Raw genomic sequence first — 19,974 nt, forward strand, 5'->3', positions numbered from 1 at the left:
GTTGGCGAGTAGGGGCGCGCTGGCATGCAGCGCCTTGACCCACTGAAATGAAGGTCCGCTCGACCTGGCGCTCCGTGCGCCTGGAGGAATCGGCGCTGGAGCAGGCGCTGCACCGCCGGCACAGCCTGCGCATGCACGGCTGGTTGATCGGCAGCCTGGTGTTGCTGACGATGTGGACCTGCTCGGCCCTTTTGCGGCACGGCGCCGAGATCGATTCGCTGGCCCTGCGCTATCTGCTCACCCTGGGAGTTGGCTATCTGGTGTACCTGGGGCTGCTTCGTCTGTGGGCGCGGCGTCTGCTGGGCGAGCGGCGCCACAGCGAAGGCGAGCACTGGAGCGATGGGCTCGATCTGCCGTGGCCCGACTCGCCTGCTTGTGGCGGCGGCGGTGGCAGTGGTGGCGGCGCTGCTGGTGGCAGTACTGGCGCATCGATGCCCGAGCCGGGCGGCGGCGATTTCTCCGGCGCGGGCGCCGGCGGCGATTTCGCGGTCCCGGCCTCCACCGATGGCAGCGCCCTGGGCGACCTCGCCTCCGGTGCGCTCGAGGCCGCAGGTTCTGCGGACGAGGGCGCCGTCGTGGTGGTGCCCGTCGTGGCCGTGTTTCTGATCGGCGTCGCACTGCTGCTTGGTGCCGGCTCGCTGCTCTGGCTGTACTTCGGCTCCGAGGCGCTGCTGACCGTGGCGGTCGAGTTGGCCTTCTCCTATGCGGCCGCACGCACCACGCGGCGCCTGGCCCGTGAGGGCTGGCTGATGGCGGCCGTGCGCCTGACGTGGAAGCCGCTGCTCGGCGCCCTGTTCTGCGCCGTGCTGCTGGGCGCCGCCGTCGACCGCTTCGTGCCGCAGGCCCCAACGCTGCCCGAGGCGCTGCGCATCATTGCGGGCCGGCGTTAGGCGCCGCACCCGGCGTTCGCAAGAAGGCGACGATGCCTTCCAACAAGCCCTTGGCGAGCGGCTGGTCGTCGCGGCCATAGCTCGCCAGGTTGGCCGCCGGATCGTCGGCGGGCACATCGCTCAGCACGTGGTTGGCACGGGGCAGGTCGAGCACACGCGCCCAGGGCGCCGCTTCATGAAGGCGCCTGGCCTCGTCGGGTGCCACCTGCAGGTCGTGTCCGCCCTGTGCGATCAGAAGCGGCAGCCGCACCCGCGCCGCCAGCCCAGCAGGGTCGTGTCTGAACAGGTCGATGAGAAAGGGCTGCACGGGCGCCGCGAAGAGCGGCTGCAGGGCAGGGTGAAGGAGCATGGGGTCCACCCTGCGACCGGCCTCCAGCGTGGCGATGGCCTGCATGGCCTGCGGCAGGAGCGGCGCGTTGGCCGGGTTGGCATGCAACTGGTCGCGCAGCACCTGTCCCACGGGCTGGCCGGGCGCGGCGAGCAGCAGCACGCCGCACAAGCCCTCCGGCTGCTGGGCCGCTGCCAGAGCCACCACGCCGCCTTCGCTGTGACCCAGCAGCCAGACGCAGGGCCTGTCCGTTTCCTCGCGCAAGCGGGACGCCCAGGCTCGCACGTCGTGCACGTAGTCGGCCACGGTCACCGCATTGGGATCCGGAACCGCGCCCGCACTGCCGAAGAGCCCCCGCTTGTCGATTCTGAGCGTGGCGATGTTCTGCGCGCCGAGGGCATGTGCCAGACGGCGATAGGGGCCCGCCTTGACGCCCAGGGGATTGTTGCCGTCCCGGTCGGTGGGGCCGGAGCCAGGCACGATCAGCACGGCGGCCTCTGGCCGTAGACCTTCACCGGGCCGCGTCAGCGTGCCTCGCAGCGGCCCCTGCGGACCGGAAACTTCCAGCGACTGTTCGGTCCAGTTGACGGTGGCCATGGCCAGGGTGGTGGCGCTGCCCATCATGGCGAGCGCCGCAGCGGTCCGACGAGCGCTTCGGCGGCCATCGGCCACGTGCCTCCGCCGCGCCGGTGGCGTCAATAAAGCCCCAGCTCGCGCGTCTTGACCCGCGCCAGACCCAGCAACGCATCGGTGAAGGGCGTGGCCAGCCCGACGCCCTCGGCCAGTTCGCGCACGGCGCTGACCAGCGCATCGAGTTCCACCGGCCGGCCGGCCTCCACGTCCTGCAGCATCGAGGTCTTGAAGGCGCCCAGCTTGCGGGTGACGGCATGGCGGTCCTCGGGCATCTCGGCGATGGGCACACCGATGCGTTCGCCGACGGTGCGGGCCTCCAGCATGACGGCCGAGATGAAGCCGCGCAGCAGGTCGTCGGCCAGGATGCGATCGGTGGTCGCGCCCGTCAGCGCGCTTATGGGGTTGACCGTCATGTTGCCCCAGAGCTTGTACCAGACGTCCTTCTGGATCTGCGGCGACACGCGGGCGTCGATGCCGCCGCGTTGTAGCAGGTCGGCCAGGCGCTGCACCCGCTCGGTCGGCTCGCCGGAGGGCTCGCCGATGATCAGGCCGTTGCCGAAGTGGTGGCGCACCACGCCGGGCCCGTCCAGCGCGCAGCTGGCATGCACGACGCCGCCGATCACGTGATGGCCGGGAATGGCCGCCGCGATGCGCCCGTCCGGATCGACGGCCGACAGGCGCCGGCCCGCCAGCGGGCCACCGAAGCCGCCATCGAGGAACCACCAGGGCACGCCGTTCATGGCGGTGAGCACGACGGTGTCCGGCCCCAGCAGCGGGCCGATGCGCTCGGCCACGGCCGCGAGCGCGGGCGCCTTGACGGCGACGATCACCACGTCCTGCGGGCCGAGGACGGCGGGATCCTCCACCGCATTCACCGGCACGCGTGTGGCGACGCCGCCCGGGCGCACCAGCTGCAGGCCGTTCGCCTGCAGCGCCTGAAGCGTGGCGCCGCGCGCCACCACGTTCAGCCGCTCGCCCGCCTGGGCCAGGGCCACGCCCAGCCAGCCGCCGATGGCGCCGGCACCGTAGATGCAGATCTTCATGGGATGGGTCCGAAAGTCGCAAAGCCGCGATGGGCGACGATGCTAGTCGCCCGGGCGGCTCCGTGCGCGTAACGCGGCGGGCGGTGGCCGCGGACGCTTAGGCGCGGTAGCCCGGATCGAGCCGGTCCACCTGTCGCACCAGCGCGTCGAAGACGTCCTGGCCGGCACCCTGCTTGGGGTGGAACTGCAGCGCGTCGCGCTTGCACTGCTCGGCGATGGCCTCGGCCACCGGGATCGGCGTGCCCATGCTCATCGTCGCCAGTTGCACCTCGCAGGCGCGCTGCAGCGTCCACAGCGTGACGAAGGCCTGCGGCAGCGTCTGCCCCCAGACCAGCAGACCGTGGTTGCGCAGAATGACGGCCGGCTTGTCGCCGATGCTGGCCAGCAGGCGCGGGCCCTCGTCGGCATGCACCGTCACGCCCTCGAAGTCGTGGTAGGCCACGCGCCCATGCAGCTGCGCGCTGTAGAAGTTGGACAGCGACAGCCCGCCCTGCACGCAGGCCACGGCCATGCCGGCGGTGGTGTGGGTGTGCATCACGCAATGCGCACCGGGCAGCCCGTCGTGGATGGCGGCATGCACGGTGAAGCCCGCGGGATTCACCGGGTGCGGCGAGCCATCGAGGACCCGGCCCGCCAGGTCGATCTTGACCAGGTTGCTGGCCGTGACCTCGCTGTAGTGCAGGCCGAAGGGGTTGATCAGGAACTGCTTGTCGCCGCCCGTGACGCTGCCGGGCAGGCGGACGGTGATGTGGTTGTAGACCATCTCCGTCCAGCCCAGCATCGCGAAGACGCGGTAGCAGGCGGCCAGCTCCACGCGGGCCGCCCGCTCGTCGGGATGCAGGTTGGGATGGATCAGCGACGAGGCCGGCAAGGTCATGGCGATCCGTCCCCCTGCGCGCTCAACCCTCGGCCGTGAAGCCGACTTCCTTGACGATGGGCGCCCACTTGGCCGTGTCCTTCTTGGTCAGCTCGGCCAGTTCGGCAGGGCTCGAGGACATGGCTTCCAGGCCGAAGGTGCCCAGGCCGTCGATCACGTCCTTCTGCGCCAGGGCATTCTTCATGCCGGTGTTCAGGCGGGCGACCAGGTCGGGGTTGGCCTTGGGCGGCAGGAAGAAGGCGAACCACTCGCTGTGCGCCATGTTGATGCCCTGCTCCATCAGCGTGGGCACGTCGGGCGCGAAGCGGCTGCGCTTGGTGCCCGACACCGACAGGATGCGCACCTTGCCCGTGGTCAGGTGCTGGGTGATGTCACCGATCGGGCCCGACACGGCCGAGATGTTGCCGCCAAGCAGGTCCAGCATGGCCGGCTGCGTGCCGCGGTAGGCGGCGTGCTTGAGCTCGACGCCCGCGCTCTTGCCGATGAGCGCACCCACGAAGTGCGGCGTGGAACCGGCGGCCGGCGAACCGAAGTTGGCGCCGGTCGGGTTGGCCTTGGCCCAGGCCAGGAAGTCGGCCACCGTCTTGACGTTGGCCGGCACGGCGGGGCCGACGGCGAAGCCGAAGTCGAACACGCAGCCCAGGCTTACCGGGGTGAGGTCGGTCTGCGGGTCGTACGACAGCTTCTTGTAGATGTGGGGATAGATCGTCAGCATCGACGTGGGCGTCTGCAGGATCGTCGTGCCGTCGGCCGGGCGGGCCTTGATGTAGTTGATGGCGATCTGGCCGCCGGCACCGGTGCGGTTGTCCACCACCACGGCCTTGGCGTAGTCGGGCTGCAGCTTCTGCGCCACGCGGCGGCAGATGGTGTCGGAGGTGCCCCCGGCCGCGAAGCCGGTGACGATGGTGGCGTTCTCCAGCGTGGCCTGGGCGAAGGCCTGCTGGCCGATGCCGGCGAGCAGCGCCGAGGCGCCGGTGGTCTGCAGCAGGTGGCGGCGGGTGATCTGCATGGGAGGTCTCCGGAACAGGAAGGAAAAAAACGGGCGCGACGCGCCCGATGGATGGCAGGCATTGTTCCAGCGCGTCCGGCTGTCGGGCCTTCTGGTTTACGCGAGCCCGGCGCCCTGTCCGGAGGCGTGCGGGCGGGTCCCTACACTCGGCCGATGGCCAAGGACAAGACCCAGTACGTGTGCAGCGAATGCGGAGGCACCAGCCCCAAATGGCTGGGCAAGTGCCCGTCGTGCGGCGCCTGGAACACGCTGGTCGAGCAGGCACCCGCGGCGGCTGGCGTACCGGCGCAGAACCGCTTCGGCAACACCTTCGCGGCGCTGGGAGGCGCCTCCGAACTGGCGGTGCTGGCCGAGATCGAGGCCACCGACGTGGCTCGCACGGCCACCGGCCTGGAAGAGCTGGACCGCGTGCTCGGTGGCGGGATCGTGCCGGGCGGCGTGACGCTGATCGGCGGCGACCCGGGCATCGGCAAGTCGACCCTGCTGCTGCAGGCGGCCGACGCGTTGCAGAACGCCGGCCAGATCGCGCTGTACGTGACCGGCGAGGAAAGCGGCGCCCAGGTCGCGCTGCGCGCCCACCGGCTGGGGCTGGAGCGCTCGCAGGTGCAGCTGATGGCCGAGATCCAGCTGGAGAAGATCCTGGCCACGCTGGACACGCACCGGCCGGCCATCGCCGTCATCGACTCGATCCAGACCGTGTATTCGGACCAGCTCACCTCGGCCCCGGGCTCGGTGGCGCAGGTGCGCGAATGTGCCGCGCACCTCACCCGCTTTGCCAAGGCCAGTGGCACGGCGGTGGTGCTGGTGGGCCACGTCACCAAGGAAGGCGCGCTAGCCGGCCCGCGCGTGCTGGAGCACATGGTCGACACGGTGCTGTACTTCGAGGGCGACACGCATTCCAGCTTCCGCCTGGTGCGCGCCATCAAGAACCGCTTCGGCGCCGTCAACGAGATCGGCGTCTTCGCCATGACCGAGCGCGGCCTGCGCGGCGTGGCCAACCCGAGCGCCATCTTCCTGAGCCAGCATGCGCAGCCGGTGCCCGGCAGCGTGGTGCTGGTGACGCTGGAAGGCACGCGGCCCATGCTGGTCGAGATCCAGGCGCTGGTGGACGACGGCGGCCCCAGCCCGCGCCGCCTGTCGGTGGGCCTGGAGCGCGACCGCCTGGCCATGCTGCTGGCGGTGCTGCACCGCCATGCGGGCGTGGCCAGCATGGACCAGGACGTGTTCGTCAACGCCGTGGGCGGCGTGCGCATAACCGAGCCGGCGGCCGATCTGGCGGTGATGCTGGCCATCAGCTCCAGCCTGCGCGGCAAGGCGCTGCCCAAGGGTTTCGTCGCCTTCGGCGAGGTGGGCCTGGCCGGCGAAGTGCGCCCGGCGCCGCGCGGGCAGGAGCGGCTGCGCGAGGCGGCCAAGCTGGGCTTCTCGGTGGCGCTGGTGCCCAAGGCCAATGCGCCCAAGAAGCCCATCGAGGGGCTAACCATCCATGCCATCGACCGCGTGGACGAGGCCATGGCGGTGGTGCGACAGCTGGACTGAGCTCCTGCGTTAGTTCCAGCACCGCGCGTCGGCGAGTGCCGAGGTGCTGCGCCACTGCGTCCCGCCTGCTCAGAGCGCGGCCTGTGCCTACAGACACACCCGGTGCCCGCCGCCTAGAATCCGCGCCTTCGTTTCGCCCTATCCGGCCATCCGCGCCGGTAGTCTGGTCCTCGGGGCGGCCCTGCAGCCGCCCGCCCCTCGTCCGTGGATAGGTTCGCGCATCGCCCGATGCGCGACGTCGTCCGCGGGTGTGTCATCCATCAGCGCCAAGGTCACGATGCAGCACGCGTGGTGACCGCATGGACGGCTCTTCCCATGGAAGGCGCTCGACCGTGCAGGCGCACCGATCGAGGAGGAGTGCGCCATGCAACTCATCGTTTCCGCGGCCATCATCGGGGCCGTGGTGCTCTGGGGCCTGATGTCGCCCCGCACGCTCGACAGCGTTTTCAGCACGCTGCTCGCCGACATCACCCGCACCTTCGGCTGGTTCTACCTGTGGGTGGTGCTGGGCCTGGTGCTGTTGGCCTTCTTCCTGGCCGTGAGCCGCTATGGCGACCTCAAGCTCGGCGACGAGGACGACGAGCCCGAGTTCTCCCTGGGCGCCTGGTTCTCGATGCTGTTCGCGGCCGGCATGGGCATCGGCCTGGTGTTCTGGGGCGTGGCCGAGCCGGTGTCGCACTACGTCACGCCGCCGCCGGGCATCGCGCCCAACACGGCGGACGCTGCGGGCGCGGCCATGCGCTATTCCTTCTTCCACTGGGGCTTCCATCCCTGGGCCATCTACGGCATCGTGGGCCTGGCCATCAGCTTCTTCACCTTCCGGCGCAAGGCCTTGCCGCTGGTGAGCTCCGCCACCGAGGCGCTGCCCTGGGCCTGGGTGCGTCGGCTGTCGCCGGTGGTCAACGTGCTGGCCGTGGTCGCCACGGCCTTCGGCGTCGCCGCGTCGCTGGGCATGGGCGCCACGCAGATCGGCGCCGGTCTGGAGCAGGCCTTCGGCCTGCCCGACAGCCGATGGACGGAGTCGGCCATCATCGTGGTGACCACCGTGCTGTTCATCACCTCGGCCGTGAGCGGCGTGGAGCGGGGCGTGAAGTGGCTGTCCATCGGCAACCTGATCGTGGCCGGCCTGCTGGCGCTGGTGGTGATGTGCCTGGGGCCGACCATCGCCATCATCGACACCTTTACCGCCACCCTGGGTTCCTACCTCAGCGACTTCGTGCGAATGAGCCTGCGCATGACGCCCTTCCGCCAGAGCTCGTGGATCGGCGACTGGACCATCTTCTACTGGGCCTGGTGGCTGGCCTGGTCGCCCTTCGTGGGCCTGTTCATCGCACGCGTGTCGCGCGGGCGCACGGTGCGCCAGTTCCTGGTGGGCACCGTGCTGGCGCCCAGCCTGGTGGGCTTCGCCTGGTTCGCGGTGTTCGGCGGCACGGCGCTCAACTACGAGATCTTCCGCGGCGTGCCGCTGGCCGAGGCCGTCGCGTCCAATGTGTCGAGCGCGATGTTCGTGATGTTCGACGCGATGCCCGGCGGCGCCATCCTGTCCGTCGTGGCCACCATCCTGGTGTTCGTCTTTTTCGTCACCTCGGGCGACTCGGCCACGCTGGTGCTTGGGACCATGAGCACGCAGGGCAACCCCAACCCGCCCAACCGCGTCAAGATCATGTGGGGCGTGCTCGTGGCGGCCATCGCGCTGAGCCTGCTGCTGGCGGGCGGCTTGAACGCGGTGCAGACGGCCACCATCGTGTTCGCACTGCCCTTCGCGCTGGTGCTGGTGCTGATGGCGATCTCCGTCACCTGGGCGATCCGCCACGACTGGGATGAGGAGCAGAAGCGTGATCGCGCCCTGCGCCGCCGGATGCGCGAGATGGTCAAGTGATCCGGGTTGACCCGCAGCGCGGCCTGCGGATGTCCGCAATGCGGGCCAGCGGCGCGAGCAGGGACAATCCGCCGCCATGACTCTCTCGAAAATCCTCGTCCCGGTCGCGGGACTGGCCCTGCTGGTGATCGGCTGGCGCAGCTATGGCCTGGCTGGCGTCGTCGGCGTGGCCGGCGGCATCATGATGTTCCTGCTGCTGCACTTCACCCGCACGATGACCGTGCTTCGCCGCGCCGGCAACCGGCCGATGGGCTATGTGGACAGCGCCGTGATGTTCAATGCCAAGCTCAAGCCGCGCATGACGCTGCTGCACGTGATCGCCATGACCCGCTCGATCGGTGCCGCGCAGACGCCCGAAGGCATCCAGCCCGAGGTGTTCCGCTGGACGGACAACGGCGACTCCTATGTGGACGCGACCTTCCTTGAAGGCAAGCTCCAGGAATGGAAGCTGACCCGGCCGGCGCAGGTGGAGGATGACGTGGCCGTGGCGCCCGTGCCTGCCGAGGCAACGGTTGCCGTGACGGGGGTAGCGCCCGACCCGCGTTGAGCGCGCTGTTCGTCAGCGAACCCGTTCGCCCTGAGCTTGTCGAAGGGCTTTGATCCGCACCTGACCGGTTTCGACAGGCTCAGCCCGAACGGCCCAGGTTCACTGACTGGCGTTGCGCGTGGAGGGGCTATTCCGCGGCCCGGAGGGGCGTGCCCCCACTATCAGGCGCGCCTTCCTTCGAAGCAGAGGTGCGAAATCCTCAGAACGGCGGCCCGTCGTCGTCGGCCGTGGCCGTCGTTGCCGTGATTCCAGCCGCAGCCTTCGCCGCAGTCATCGCGGCCTCCGTCCCCTTGGCCGCCCCCACCTGCGACTCGGTCCGGGGCGCTGGCGCGGCAGCCGCCGCCATCCCCGGCTCCATCTCCCCGCCCAGCGCCTCCAGCAGCGCGGGCAGCAACTGCCCCAGCTCGCCGGTCACGATGGCGGCATCGGTGTCGAAGCCCTCGTCCTTGGCCTGCGCATCGCTGCCGGCGCCGTCGAACACGCCTTCCAGGAACTGCAGCTTGCGCAGCTGCATGCCCTCGGTCAGCTCGAAGGAGACGCGGTCTTCCCAGGTCAGCGCCAGGCGCGTCGGCCGTTTGCCCTGGGCGATGTGTTCGCGCACCTCCTCGATGTCCAGCGGATGCTTGGCATAGCGCACCACGGCCTTGGAATCGTCCGTGGCCTTGAGCTCGCAGTCGCGGTCGATGGAGAAGCCCGCCGGCGGCTCCTGCGTGGCCAGCCAGCCGGCCATGGCGCTGCCGGGCTCCACTTGCGTGTGGAAGGCCGACACGCCGAAGCCGTCCAGCGCCTTCACCAGGGCCGTCACCACGCCGTCGGCGCGGGCTTGGTTGGAGGTGTCGAGCGTCAGCCGGCGGGCCGTGGGGTCGATCCACACGGCGATGCGCGCATGGCGGGTGAAGGCCATGGGCAGCAGCTCCTGGGTGATGTCTTCCTTGAGTTGCTTCTTCTCCTTCTTGCCGGGCTGGCGGCCGGTCTGCTGCTCGATCTGGGCGCAGCGCTCGTCCAGCTTGCGGCGCACCACCGAGGCGGGCAGCGTCTTGCTCTCGACCATGTATTCCAGCAGCCACTGGCCGCCGATGGATTCGAGCAAGGGCCCTTGCGCCTGGCCGCGGGGTTCGATCCAGCCGGCGGACGATTCCTGCGTCGCGCCGCAGGGCACGAAGCGCTCCTTCTCCAGCTGCTGCTGGGCGGCGTCGAAGTCGGGCGCCCAGGCGGGCTCGATGCGGAAGCTGATGACGTTCTTGAAACGGGGCACGGCGGGTCGGCGGGAAAAACGCGAAGCGGGCGATTGTGCGTGCGCCGTGTGCCCGGCACCGCCCGCGGCGCCTGTAAGTCCGAGTAAAAGCCGGGGCAGGCCGGCGCCTTAAAATCGCCGGCTCCCCGCATTTCTCCCTGCAAGGACAAGCAAGACATGAGCGCGATCCCCTCGCTGGCCGACCGTGACGGCAAGATCTGGATGGACGGTGAACTCGTCGACTGGCGCGACGCGAAGATCCATGTGCTGACCCACACGCTGCACTACGGCTGCGGCGCCTTCGAAGGGGTGCGGGCCTACAACACCGTGAATGGCACCGCCATCTTCCGCCTTGAAGAGCACACCGAGCGCCTCTACAACAGCGCCAAGATCCTGCGCATGAACATTCCGTTCAGCAAGGAGCAGCTCAACGAGGCGCAGAAGGAAGTGGTGCGGGCCAACCAGCTCGAAAGCTGCTACCTGCGCCCGCTGGTCTGGATCGGCTCCGAGAAGCTGGGCGTGAGCCCCAAGGGCAACACCATCCACGCCATGGTCGCGGCCTGGGCCTGGGGCGCCTACCTGGGCGAAGAAGGCCTCAAGCGCGGCATCCGCGTCAAGACCAGCAGCTACACCCGCCACCACGTCAACATCACCATGACGCAGGCCAAGGCGGTCTCCAACTACAGCAACTCCATCCTGGCCAACATGGAGGCCACGGAAGACGGCTACGACGAGGCCCTGCTGCTCGACGCCGCCGGCTTCGTCAGCGAAGGCGCGGGCGAGAACATCTTCGTGGTCAAGGGTGGCACGATCTACACGCCCGACCTGTCGGCCGGCGCGCTCAACGGCATCACGCGCAACACCATCCTGCACATCGCCAAGGACCTCGGAATCGAGGTGGTGCAGAAGCGCATTACGCGCGACGAGGTCTACATCGCCGACGAGGCCTTCTTCACCGGCACCGCCGCCGAGGTCACGCCCATCCGCGAGCTGGACCGGGTGGAGATCGGCATCGGCAGCCGCGGCCCCGTGACCGAGAAGGTGCAGAACGCCTTCTTCGACATCGTCAACGGCCGCAATCCCAAGTACGCCCACTGGCTCACCAAGGTCTGATCGCCATGTCCACTTCCGCCGTCGTCGAACTCGCCGCCAAGGACCTGAATCATCAGGGCGGCGTCTTCTGTCCCAGCCCCAAGGCCGACATGAAGCTGTGGAACACCCATCCCAAGGTGTACCTGGATGTCGCCCGCACGGGCGAGGCCAAGTGCCCGTATTGCGGCACGCTGTACCGCCTGAAGGCGGGCGAGGTGGTGGCCGGCGGCCACTGAGGCCGGCGCCACCCGGGGCCCTCGATTGGCGGGCCCTGCGCCAGAATGAAGCAAGGCCGCCGGGTCATCCCCGGCGGCCTTGTCGTTTCTGGCGGCAGTGCTAGACCGAGGCGCCTCGCCAGCGCCGTGGCAGCACCTCCAGCCATGCCCCCGCCGCTTCGCGTGACAGCCGCAAAAACACCATCCCCACCCACAGCAGCGACAGCCCGATCTGCGCGTCGCGCAGGGCCGAGTTGACGCAGCTGGCCAGCAGCATGATCAGCGTGGCGGCGAAGGCCACGCGCCCGGACAGGTCGGGCCGCTTCCAGGCCTGCCACACCGCGCAAAGCATCACCGCCAGCAGTGCAGCCACGCCCGGCAGGCCGGTCTGCGAGCCCATCCACAGGAAGTCGTTGTGCGGCATGTTGTAGTTGGCCAGCAGCGCCGGGCCGCGCTCGCGCCATATCTGGTTCCAGGCGCCGATGCCCCAGCCGGCCAGCGGCCGGTCGGCGATCATGCGCCCGGTGACCGTGTACATGTGGTAGCGCACCACCCAGCTGCCCTCGGAGACGGCGCCGGCGCGCGCAGCCTCGATCTCCGACACACCCTGGGCCAGCTTCTGCTCCACCACCGGCGGCGCCTCGCGCAGGGCGAAGCCCAGCACCACCACCACGGCCGCCAGCGCCACGGCCATGCCGCGCCAGTGGCTGCGCCACTGGTGCACGCACAGCAGGGGCAGCACGATCAGCATGGCCAGCAGCGAGGTGCGCGAAGGGAGGTTCCAGTTGACGATGAAGACCGTCACCGCCGTCAGCGCGAAGCCGGCCACGGCGCGGTAGGGCCGGTGCTCCATCAGCCGCTGCAGGGCCCAGGCGGCCGAGGCGGCGCCCAGCACCGTGTAGAGCAGCGCATCGTTGATCGACTTGTTGCCCACCAGCATGATCATCGGCTTGAACACGCTCATCGGCGGCATGACGCCGAACTTCAGCAGGATGAAATAGAACACCGCCGTGTAGGCGATGTTGAAGAAGGCGATGCCCAGGAAGCCCCGCATGGCCCACACCGCCTCTTCGCGGCTGAGCATCAGGGCCAGCAGGATGGTCAGCGGGATTCGGACGCCATGCCACAGGTTGACGCCGGTCTCGGCATAGTGCGGCCCGATGGCGAGCACGACCAGTTGCCACAGCACCAGCGCCGCGAGTGGCCAGCGCAGCGGATGGGCGGTCAGGCGCTGCACGCGCTGGCGCCAGTCGCCCGCCACCAGCATCGCCGCCAGCAGCAGCAGGAAGGCCATGTAGTTCAGGCCCACCGGCATGAACACCACCGCGCCCCACAGGCAGGCGGCGGCGCGGGGAAGAAGGGGAAGGCGCATCGGAATGATTGGTTGGTCGCGGCGTCGGCCCGCGCAGGCTGTCAGGCAGCGCCGGGACGCGGGGGCCGGAAAAAGGCTGCCGATTCTAGGAAGCGACGGTGGCAGGATCGTGCAGACCCTGCCGGCGGCCCGTCGGGCGGTTGTCAGGCCGGCCGTGGCAGCCGGAGGGTGAACCGGGCCCCGCCCTCGGGACTGCGGGTGCACTGCACGCCACCGCCATGCCGCTCGGCGATCGACTTGACCAGCGCCAACCCCAGGCCCACGCCCCCGTCGCGCTCGCTGGCGCCTGGGAGGCGGTAGAAGGGCTCGAAGATGCGCTCGCGCAGGGCCTCGGGCACGCCGGAGCCTTGGTCGTCCACATGCACCAGCGCCCAGCCTGGCTCGGCGCCCAGTTCCACGCTCACCGGCCCCGCGCCGCCGTGACGGCGCGCGTTCTCCAGCAGGTTGCGCAGCGCCCGCCGCAGCAGGCGCGACACGCCCTGCACGGTCACTGCATCCAGCGCCGTGCCTTCGGCCAGCCCCAGGTCGGCGTCGACGCGGGCGCATTCCTCGGCCGCCAGGCCCATCAGGTCCACCGTCTCGATGGTGCCGACGTCGGCCTCGCGGGCGTCGAGGCGGCTGGCGAGCAGGATCTCGTCGATCAGCTGGTCGAGCTCGCCGATGTTGCGCGAGATCTCGGTGCGGGCCGCGCTGTTGGCCTGCGGGCCCATCAGCTCCAGCCCCATGCGGATGCGCGCCAGCGGCGAGCGCAGCTCATGCGAGGCATTGGCCAGCAGCGACTTGTGCGAGCGCACCAGCTGCTCCACGCGGGTGGCGGCATGGTTGAAGCGGCGGGCCAGGTCGGCCACCTCGTCCTCGCCGCGGTCATCCACCCGCACCGAAAGATCGCCTTCGCCGAAGCGCTGCACGCTGCGCTGCAGACCCTCCAGCCGCTGCGTGAGCCGCCGCACGATGGGATAGAGGCCCAGGCCCGTGGCCAGGCCCACCATGCCCAGCAGCCAGAAGATGCCGGTGTGCGGGTTGAGCCACGGCGGCAGCGAGGGACGGCGTTCGATGCGCGGGCCCAGCTCCAGGGTGAACTGCTGGCCGTTGTCCAGTGAAATGGCGAACTCCAGCGGCTCGCCCGGCCGGCTGGTGCGCACCGACTTGCCATTGGCAAAGGCGTTGTTCTGCGTGTCGCGCAGGGTCACATCGCGCGGCAGCGGGGCGCTGCGCTGGTCGTCCGCCACCTTCCAGGCCCAGCCCGCCGCCATCACGACCACGGCCACGCCGACCAGCACGGCCAGCCAGATGCGCACGTAGAGATGGCGGGTGAACAGGCCGACCATGGAATCCCGGCTAGTCCTGTTGTTTCGCAAATACGTAGCCCACGCCGCGCACGGTCAGGATGCGCTTGGGGTTCTTCGCGTCGGTCTCGATGGCGGCGCGGATACGGCCCATGTGCACGTCGATGGAACGGTCGAAGGCTTCCAGTTCACGACCCCGCACGGCCTCCATGATCTGGTCGCGCGTGAGCACCCGGCCGGCGCGTTCGGCCATCGCCACCAGCAGGTCGAACTGGTAGGAGGTGAGTTCGGCCGTCTGGCCGGCGACGGTCACGGTGCGCGCATCGCGGTCGATTTCCAGTGAGCCGAAGCGCATGCCGCGCGCCGGCTCGGGTCCTGCCGCCAGACCGCCTTCGCCGCGGCGGCGCAGCACGGCGCGGATGCGCGCCAGCAACTCGCGCGGCTCGAAGGGCTTGGGCAGATAGTCGTCGGCGCCCAGCTCCAGGCCGATGATGCGGTCCATCGGGTCGCCCTTGGCCGTGAGCATCAGCACGGGCACCTTGCCGGCTGCGCCGGGCAGGGCGCGGATGCGGCGGCACAGGTCCAGGCCGTCGGCGTCCGGCAGCATCAGGTCGAGGATGACGAGGTCGGGCAGTTGCTGTTCAAGCGCTGCCATGCCGCGCGCGCCGTCGCCGGCATGGCTGACGGCGAAGCCGGACTGGGCCAGGTACTCGACGACCATCTGCGCCAGGCGCTGGTCGTCCTCGATCATGAGCAGCTGTGGGGTCGTCATGGTGAAGGCAATGCTCGCAGCCCGCCGGCAAGGGCGGTTGAAGTCTTCGTAAAGTTGGGTAAACCGCGATGGCCGCACGCCGGAGCCGGCGGCGCATGGACCGCCACACGCTTCGCGGCCGTGGCGACCGGCAGCGCCGTGCAGGCGCTCCCGGGTCAGGAAGTCGCGGGCACGCGGGTCAACTGCTCGAACAGCATCGGCGCTGCGTCGTGGTCGATGGGCGTGCGCGGCATCGGCTGGGCCAGCAGCGCCGCCAGCGCCGCATCGTCCAGGCGGGGATGCTGCGTGAGCGCCTGCGTGTGGATCTGGTGGGCCAGCGTGCGCAACTGCGCTACGCAGGCCCGCAGGCGGGTCTGGAAGGCGGCCGCATCGGGCAGGCAATCGCGCAGGCTGGCGTTGAGTTCGGCAAACCAGGGCAGGGCCGCCTGGTCGAGCATGCGGGCCGGATTGCGCCGCTCGCTCACCAACGACCAGGCGCGCAGAAAGCCCTGCATGGCGATGTTCAGCTGCTGGCAGTGCTGCAGTTCCTCGCGCAGGTTGCCCAGCGTGGCGACGTCGGTGAGCCGCTCGTGGAAAAACAGCTGCGACAGCACGCCCCAGTAGTAGGTGTAGTCCCAGACCACCTTCACCGGCAGCACCTCGGGGTCGCCGAACAGCCCGTATTGCCCCTGGTAGAGCGCGAGCGTGCTGTCGTAGAAGGAGTGGTAGATGTGGTCGTACAGCTGCGCGCGCGCCTGCACCGAACGTCCAGCCCGGTCGTGCGCGATGAGGTCGCAGATGAAGGTGTTGCTCATCGCGATGAAGTCGCTGCCCGGCGAGTAGAAGGGGTCGAGGAACAGCCCCGCCTCGCCGGTGAGCGCCCAGCGCTCGCCGCTGAAGACCTGCTTGCAGCCATAGGAGAACTTGCGCATGAAGGCGAAGTCCTGCAGCTTGTCCCGCTGGCTGTCGAGCACGTCGAAGAGCACTGGCTGGTGCTCGGCCAGCCAGTCCATGGCCTTGTCGAAGCTGTCCATGCGCTCCAGCGGATGGAATGCGGGGTCGGCCACGATGCCCACCGAGTGCGAGCCCGAGGCCAGCGGGATCAGCCACACCCAGTAGCCCGCGCCCACCAGGTGGTTGGTCGACAGCCAGCGCGCGGCCGGCGTGCAGCGGGCGCGCCACGCCGGGTCCTGCCCCCAGTCGTCGAGCGTGAGCCGGTTGCCGATGCGGAACCACACGGCATGGGCCTGGTGGTCGTTGGGCTGCACCAGCCCGAGCTGGCGCTTGAGCAGGCCGGCGCGGCCGCAGGCATCCACCACCCAGCGGCATTGCGCGGCATGCGGCTCGCCCGCTTCGGTCCATTCGATGTGGTGCTGGCCCTGCGGCGATGGATCCAGCGCCATGCGCCGGACCATGGCGTTGTCCACGAAGCGCACGCCCTGGGTCGCGGCCACTTCGGCCAGGTGGTTCTCGAAGATGCCGCGGTCGATCTGGTAGCTGGGAATGGCCAGCGGGCGGCTGGCGCCCACCTCGGTCACGGCATCGAGGTCGCGCCGGCCTTCGGAGAAGAAGAAGCGGAAGCCGAACTTGCGCAGCTGGGCCTCGTCCAGGTGCTGCTTGAGGCCCAGCACCGTGTCGAAGTAATGGGCGCCAATCTCCACCGACGACTCGCCCACCTTGTGCGTGGCATGCGGCACCGGGTGGCTGCGGCGTTCGAGCACCAGCACGTCGATGTCGCCGAAGCGCCGCTTGAGCTGCAGCGCCAGCGTGAGTCCTGCCAGGCCGCCCCCCATGATGATGACGTCGTGGGTGGCGGGCGTGGGGTGCATGGACTCTCCTAAAAGGGGCGCTCAGCCTAGCGTGATGTGCAGGGCCAGCGTGTCGGACAGCGCGAGGACCAGTGGCTGGCCGCCCGGGTCAGGACCGCGCGCCAGGGCCTCGAAGAAGGGGAGCGCGTCGGCCATGGCGTTGGGCGGCAGGGCGCGGGCCGCCTCGGACCGCAGTGCCGTCGGAGCGGCGGCGCCACTGTGCAGCGCGATAGACAGCGTGGCGACGGTGCGCTCGCTGGCCTCAGGCGCGAGCACCAGGGCGCCCGCGAGCAGGCCGTGCGTGTCGTGCACCTGCGCCAGCGGGCCGGCCGCCTCGGCGTCGAAGCCCACCAGCAGCACGGCCTGGTGGTCGGCGGCGCATTGCGTGGCGGCTTCCAGCAGGCCAGCGGCGAAGCTGTGCGACGACGCGCTGATCGCGTTGCTGGCCTGCTGGCAGCCGGTGCCGATGGTCCAGTAGCCCACGGCCGCGTTGTGCACCGAGTTGTGGAACTTGATCGGCGACAGCTGGGTCGGCGCCTGCGCGAGCGTGGCGCACATGTAGTCGCTGATGGCCAGGTCGCCCTGGGCCGAGGTGAAGACGCAGGGCAGGTCGACCGCCGCGCGGCCGGCGCCGGCCACGGCCGCGCTCGCCACTTCGAGCGCCAGGGCCACGGTGTCGGGCGCGCGGCGACGCTCGGCCGGTGCCAGGATCTGCGGGGCCGGCCGGCGGGCGGGCGCCTCCGCCAGACCTGCTTCACCGCGGAAGGCGGCGCGTGCGGCCTCCCAGCCGGGCAGCAGCGGATGCCAGAAGGCCGGGCCTTCGAGGTAGAGCGTGGGCAACCGGCTCATTGCACGGCCCTTCCGAAGATCAGCGCGCAGTTGTTGCCGCCGAAGCCGAAGGAGTTGGACAGCACATGCCGCACCTCGCCCTGCGCCGGTTCGCGCCGGACCTGCGGGCCGCAGACGGCATCGAGCGTGCGGGCGTTGATGTTGCCCGGCATCAGGCCCGTCTCCAGCGCCAGCAGGCTGACGGCCGCCTCGACGATGCCGGCGGCGCCCAGCGTGTGGCCGGTAAAGCCCTTGGTGCTGCTGGCATGGGTGCGGGCCGGAAAGCGGCGCGCCACCAGCGCGGCCTCGACCTCATCGTTCTTGCTGCTGGCCGTGCCGTGCAGGTTGATGTAGTCGATGTCGTCGGTGGCCAGGCCGGCGCGGGCCAGCGCGTCGTCCAGCGCGCGCTCGGCACCGGCGCCTTCGGGGTGGGGCGTGGACATGTGGTGCGCATCGCTGGCTTCGCCATGGCCCAGCAGGCGCGGGCCGGTGCCGCTGCGCTCCAGCAGCGCGAAGCCGGCCGCCTCGCCCAGGCTGATGCCACGGCGCTCGGCGTCGAAGGGGCGGCAGGGTTCGGGCGACACCAGCTCCAGCGAGTTGAAGCCGAAGAGCACGCTGCCGCACAGCGAATCGGCGCCGCCCACCACGGCGGCGTCGGCCAGGCCCAGGCGGATCAGCCGCTCGGCCGAGGCGAAGACCTTGGCGCTGGAGGAGCAGGCGGTGGAGATCGTCTCGCACGGCCCCGTCAGGCCCAGCGCCCGCTGCACGAACAGGCCGGGCGCATGCGGCGTGTGCACCTCGGCATTGCGCATGGCTTCGGGAAAGCGACCGTCGGCGTCGAGCCGGGTGTAGGCGAGCTCGGTCTCGCCGATGCTGGAGGTCGAGGTGCCGATGATCACGGCCACGCGATCCGCGCCGTGCCGCTCGCGCGCGGCCAGCGCTGCGGCGATGAAGCCGTCAGCATTCAGGCCCATCCAGGCCAGGCGGTTGTTGCGGCAGTCCCAGGGCGCGAGTTCGGGCGGCAGGGCGACGTCCTCGACGCCGGGCACGCGGCCGATCCAGGTGGGCAGGCGCTGTTCGGCCGGCTCGCCAAAATCGTTGGGGCGCAGGCCGCTGCGCGAGGCGGCCAGCGCGCTGCGCAGCGCCTCCAGGCCGGTGCCCAGGGCGGTGGTGGCCGTGTAGGCCGTGATGACGAGTGGCGGGATCTTCTGCGGCACGGTGCGGCGGGCAGGTTTCAGGAACGAGGCGGGAGCGTAACAGCCGCCGGACCCGCCGTGCTGAAGACCTCCTGCTACACGGGCCGGCGGGCGGCCCGCATCGCCAGCGCCACCAGCACCAGCACCGGCAGGCCCAGCAGCGCCGTTCCGGTGAAGAAGGTGGCGTAGCCGTAGGCCTCGACGAAGGCGCCCGAGAAGCCGGCCACGAACTTGGGCAGCAGCAGCATCAGCGAGCTGAACAGCGCGTACTGCGTGGCCGAATAGCTCACGTTGGTCAGGCTGGAGAGGTAGGCGATGAAGGCGGCGGACGCGATGCCCCCGGCCAGGTTGTCGGCCGACACCACGGCCACCAGGGCCGTCACGTCGTGGCCGCGGGTGGTCATCCAGGCGAACAGCAGGTTGCTTGCGGCGCTGAGCACCGCGCCCAGCATCAGCACCCGCATCACGCCCAGGCGCATCGCCAGCACGCCGCCGACGAAGGCGCCGACCAGCGTCATGATCACGCCGTAGACCTTGCTCACCGTGGCCACCTCGTCCTTGGTGAAGCCCATGTCCACATAGAAGGGGTTGGCCATGATGCCCATCACCACGTCGCTGATGCGGTAGATGGCGATCAGCGACAGGATCAGCACCGCCTGCCAGCGGTAGCGGCGCAGGAAGTCGGCAAAGGGTTCCACCAGCGTGTTGCGCAGCCATTCGCCGGCCGAACGCGCGGGCGGCAGCGGCACCCGCGCCGGCTCGGCCGAGAGCAGCACCGTCAGCACGCCCACCACCATCGAGCCTGCCATCACCAGGTAGGCCGTGCGCCAGCCGCCGTTCTGGTAGGCGCCGGTGGCGCTGCCCTCGGCCCAGGCGGCCACCCACAGCACGCCGGCACCGGCCCAGATCATGGCCAGGCGGTAGCCCGTCTGGTAGGCCGCGGCCAGGGCGGCCTGCTTGCGCGCCTCGGCCGATTCAATGCGGAAGGCGTCCAGCGCGATGTCCTGCGTGGCCGAGCCGAAGGCCACTAGCACGGCGCACAGCACCAGCGGCTCCAGCCCCGCGCGCGGATCGTTCAGCGCCATGCCCACCAGGCCGGCAATGACCATGGCCTGCGACAGCAGCAGCCAGCCGCGCCGCCGGCCCAGCAGCGTGGTCAGCGGCGGCAGTGGCAGCCGGTCGACCAGCGGCGCCCACACCCACTTGAAGCCATAGGCCAGGCCCACCCAGCTCAGGTAGCCGATGGTGGCCCGGTCGATGCCGGCCTCACGCAGCCGGAAGCTCAGCGTGCCCAGCACCAGCAGCAGCGGCAGGCCGGCCGCGAAGCCCAGGGCGAACATGCGCAGCGAGGCCGGTTCCAGGTAGACGCGCAGGGTCTCGCGCCAGGGCTGCCTGGGCAATTCGGGTGTGTCGGCGGGGGAATTGGGCATGAGAGGGAAGACGTGCCACC

Annotated in this window: 18 protein-coding genes; 6 read left to right on the forward strand and 12 right to left on the reverse strand. The window is 70.2% G+C overall.

What is annotated here, in order from left to right; translation table 11 throughout:
- The first annotated feature begins 47 nt into the window (after positions 1-47).
- Positions 48-890, forward strand: coding sequence for a hypothetical protein (locus tag QZ772_RS12135; RefSeq protein WP_295526454.1), 843 nt, complete (start codon positions 48-50; stop codon positions 888-890).
- Here QZ772_RS12135 and QZ772_RS12140 read toward each other — a convergent pair.
- The 4 genes from QZ772_RS12140 to QZ772_RS12155 form a co-directional block, all read right to left on the reverse strand.
- Entirely contained in the window at positions 871-1,842 is a 972-nt protein-coding gene (locus tag QZ772_RS12140; protein WP_295526457.1) for an alpha/beta hydrolase, read from the reverse strand. The two genes, QZ772_RS12135 and QZ772_RS12140, sit on opposite strands and share 20 nt — an antisense overlap.
- A 71-nt stretch (positions 1,843-1,913) precedes the next feature.
- Positions 1,914-2,894: a 2-dehydropantoate 2-reductase gene (locus tag QZ772_RS12145; protein ID WP_295526459.1), complete on the reverse strand. Its 981-nt coding sequence runs from the start codon at positions 2,892-2,894 to the stop codon at positions 1,914-1,916.
- Between the two features lie 97 nt (positions 2,895-2,991).
- On the reverse strand, positions 2,992-3,771 hold the full coding sequence (locus QZ772_RS12150) for a class II aldolase/adducin family protein (protein WP_295526461.1): 780 nt from the start codon (positions 3,769-3,771) through the stop codon (positions 2,992-2,994).
- A gap of 22 nt (positions 3,772-3,793) precedes the next feature.
- Entirely contained in the window at positions 3,794-4,780 is a 987-nt protein-coding gene (locus QZ772_RS12155; protein ID WP_295526463.1) for a Bug family tripartite tricarboxylate transporter substrate binding protein, read from the reverse strand.
- Positions 4,781-4,933: 153 nt separating this feature from the next.
- On the opposite strand from QZ772_RS12155, the gene radA reads away from it, so the two are divergent.
- The 3 genes from radA (at position 4,934) to QZ772_RS12170 (ending at position 8,742) form a co-directional block, all read left to right on the forward strand.
- Complete coding sequence (radA, locus tag QZ772_RS12160) at positions 4,934-6,316, forward strand: DNA repair protein RadA (RefSeq protein ID WP_295526465.1); 1,383 nt, start codon at positions 4,934-4,936, stop codon at positions 6,314-6,316.
- Between the two features lie 364 nt (positions 6,317-6,680).
- Entirely contained in the window at positions 6,681-8,195 is a 1,515-nt protein-coding gene (locus QZ772_RS12165) for a BCCT family transporter (RefSeq protein ID WP_295526467.1), read from the forward strand.
- Positions 8,196-8,271: 76 nt separating this feature from the next.
- Positions 8,272-8,742, forward strand: coding sequence for a glycerate kinase (locus QZ772_RS12170; RefSeq protein ID WP_295526470.1), 471 nt, complete (start codon positions 8,272-8,274; stop codon positions 8,740-8,742).
- 199 nt (positions 8,743-8,941) lie between these two features.
- Here QZ772_RS12170 and QZ772_RS12175 read toward each other — a convergent pair whose 3' ends face one another.
- The gene (locus QZ772_RS12175) at positions 8,942-9,997 is read right to left on the reverse strand and encodes a recombination-associated protein RdgC (RefSeq protein ID WP_295526471.1); all 1,056 of its coding nucleotides are present in this window, start codon (positions 9,995-9,997) and stop codon (positions 8,942-8,944) included.
- Positions 9,998-10,153: 156 nt separating this feature from the next.
- On the opposite strand from QZ772_RS12175, the gene QZ772_RS12180 reads away from it, so the two are divergent.
- Both QZ772_RS12180 and QZ772_RS12185 read left to right on the forward strand, forming a co-directional pair.
- Entirely contained in the window at positions 10,154-11,089 is a 936-nt protein-coding gene (locus tag QZ772_RS12180; protein WP_295526473.1) for a branched-chain amino acid transaminase, read from the forward strand.
- A 5-nt stretch (positions 11,090-11,094) separates the two neighbouring features.
- Positions 11,095-11,304 carry a zinc-finger domain-containing protein gene (locus QZ772_RS12185; protein WP_017758891.1) on the forward strand — a complete coding sequence of 70 codons (210 nt, stop codon included), beginning with the start codon at positions 11,095-11,097 and terminating at the stop codon, positions 11,302-11,304.
- A 100-nt stretch (positions 11,305-11,404) separates the two neighbouring features.
- Here QZ772_RS12185 and QZ772_RS12190 read toward each other — a convergent pair whose 3' ends face one another.
- The 7 genes from QZ772_RS12190 to QZ772_RS12220 all read right to left on the reverse strand — a co-directional run bounded on the left by QZ772_RS12190 (position 11,405) and on the right by QZ772_RS12220 (position 19,954).
- Entirely contained in the window at positions 11,405-12,655 is a 1,251-nt protein-coding gene (locus QZ772_RS12190) for an O-antigen ligase family protein (RefSeq protein WP_295526475.1), read from the reverse strand.
- 143 nt (positions 12,656-12,798) lie between these two features.
- Complete coding sequence (locus QZ772_RS12195) at positions 12,799-13,983, reverse strand: ATP-binding protein (protein ID WP_295526476.1); 1,185 nt, start codon at positions 13,981-13,983, stop codon at positions 12,799-12,801.
- Positions 13,984-13,993: 10 nt separating this feature from the next.
- On the reverse strand, positions 13,994-14,713 hold the full coding sequence (locus QZ772_RS12200; protein ID WP_295526477.1) for a response regulator transcription factor: 720 nt from the start codon (positions 14,711-14,713) through the stop codon (positions 13,994-13,996).
- Between the two features lie 155 nt (positions 14,714-14,868).
- On the reverse strand, positions 14,869-16,521 hold the full coding sequence (locus QZ772_RS12205) for an NAD(P)/FAD-dependent oxidoreductase (RefSeq protein WP_295526478.1): 1,653 nt from the start codon (positions 16,519-16,521) through the stop codon (positions 14,869-14,871).
- Between the two features lie 21 nt (positions 16,522-16,542).
- On the reverse strand, positions 16,543-17,349 hold the full coding sequence (locus tag QZ772_RS12210; RefSeq protein WP_295526479.1) for a beta-ketoacyl synthase chain length factor: 807 nt from the start codon (positions 17,347-17,349) through the stop codon (positions 16,543-16,545).
- The gene (locus QZ772_RS12215) at positions 17,346-18,545 is read right to left on the reverse strand and encodes a beta-ketoacyl-[acyl-carrier-protein] synthase family protein (RefSeq protein ID WP_295526480.1); all 1,200 of its coding nucleotides are present in this window, start codon (positions 18,543-18,545) and stop codon (positions 17,346-17,348) included. The genes QZ772_RS12210 and QZ772_RS12215 overlap by 4 nt, the downstream gene beginning before the upstream one ends.
- Positions 18,546-18,619: 74 nt before the next feature.
- Positions 18,620-19,954 carry an AmpG family muropeptide MFS transporter gene (locus QZ772_RS12220; RefSeq protein ID WP_295526481.1) on the reverse strand — a complete coding sequence of 445 codons (1,335 nt, stop codon included), beginning with the start codon at positions 19,952-19,954 and terminating at the stop codon, positions 18,620-18,622.
- Positions 19,955-19,974 lie beyond the last annotated feature (20 nt).

It is taken from the genome of uncultured Pseudacidovorax sp. (assembly GCF_913773995.1).
Classification (GTDB): domain Bacteria; phylum Pseudomonadota; class Gammaproteobacteria; order Burkholderiales; family Burkholderiaceae_C; genus Xenophilus.

Coding starts and splice junctions, on each gene's coding strand:
- QZ772_RS12135 (WP_295526454.1), top strand. CDS start 48: ATGAAGGTCCGCTCGACCTGGCGCTCCGTGCGCCTGGAGGAATCGGCG.
- QZ772_RS12140 (WP_295526457.1), bottom strand. CDS start 1,842: ATGATGGGCAGCGCCACCACCCTGGCCATGGCCACCGTCAACTGGACC.
- QZ772_RS12145 (WP_295526459.1), bottom strand. CDS start 2,894: ATGAAGATCTGCATCTACGGTGCCGGCGCCATCGGCGGCTGGCTGGGC.
- QZ772_RS12150 (WP_295526461.1), bottom strand. CDS start 3,771: ATGACCTTGCCGGCCTCGTCGCTGATCCATCCCAACCTGCATCCCGAC.
- QZ772_RS12155 (WP_295526463.1), bottom strand. CDS start 4,780: ATGCAGATCACCCGCCGCCACCTGCTGCAGACCACCGGCGCCTCGGCG.
- radA (WP_295526465.1), top strand. CDS start 4,934: ATGGCCAAGGACAAGACCCAGTACGTGTGCAGCGAATGCGGAGGCACC.
- QZ772_RS12165 (WP_295526467.1), top strand. CDS start 6,681: ATGCAACTCATCGTTTCCGCGGCCATCATCGGGGCCGTGGTGCTCTGG.
- QZ772_RS12170 (WP_295526470.1), top strand. CDS start 8,272: ATGACTCTCTCGAAAATCCTCGTCCCGGTCGCGGGACTGGCCCTGCTG.
- QZ772_RS12180 (WP_295526473.1), top strand. CDS start 10,154: ATGAGCGCGATCCCCTCGCTGGCCGACCGTGACGGCAAGATCTGGATG.
- QZ772_RS12185 (WP_017758891.1), top strand. CDS start 11,095: ATGTCCACTTCCGCCGTCGTCGAACTCGCCGCCAAGGACCTGAATCAT.
- QZ772_RS12190 (WP_295526475.1), bottom strand. CDS start 12,655: ATGCGCCTTCCCCTTCTTCCCCGCGCCGCCGCCTGCCTGTGGGGCGCG.
- QZ772_RS12195 (WP_295526476.1), bottom strand. CDS start 13,983: ATGGTCGGCCTGTTCACCCGCCATCTCTACGTGCGCATCTGGCTGGCC.
- QZ772_RS12200 (WP_295526477.1), bottom strand. CDS start 14,713: ATGACGACCCCACAGCTGCTCATGATCGAGGACGACCAGCGCCTGGCG.
- QZ772_RS12205 (WP_295526478.1), bottom strand. CDS start 16,521: ATGCACCCCACGCCCGCCACCCACGACGTCATCATCATGGGGGGCGGC.
- QZ772_RS12210 (WP_295526479.1), bottom strand. CDS start 17,349: ATGAGCCGGTTGCCCACGCTCTACCTCGAAGGCCCGGCCTTCTGGCAT.
- QZ772_RS12220 (WP_295526481.1), bottom strand. CDS start 19,954: ATGCCCAATTCCCCCGCCGACACACCCGAATTGCCCAGGCAGCCCTGG.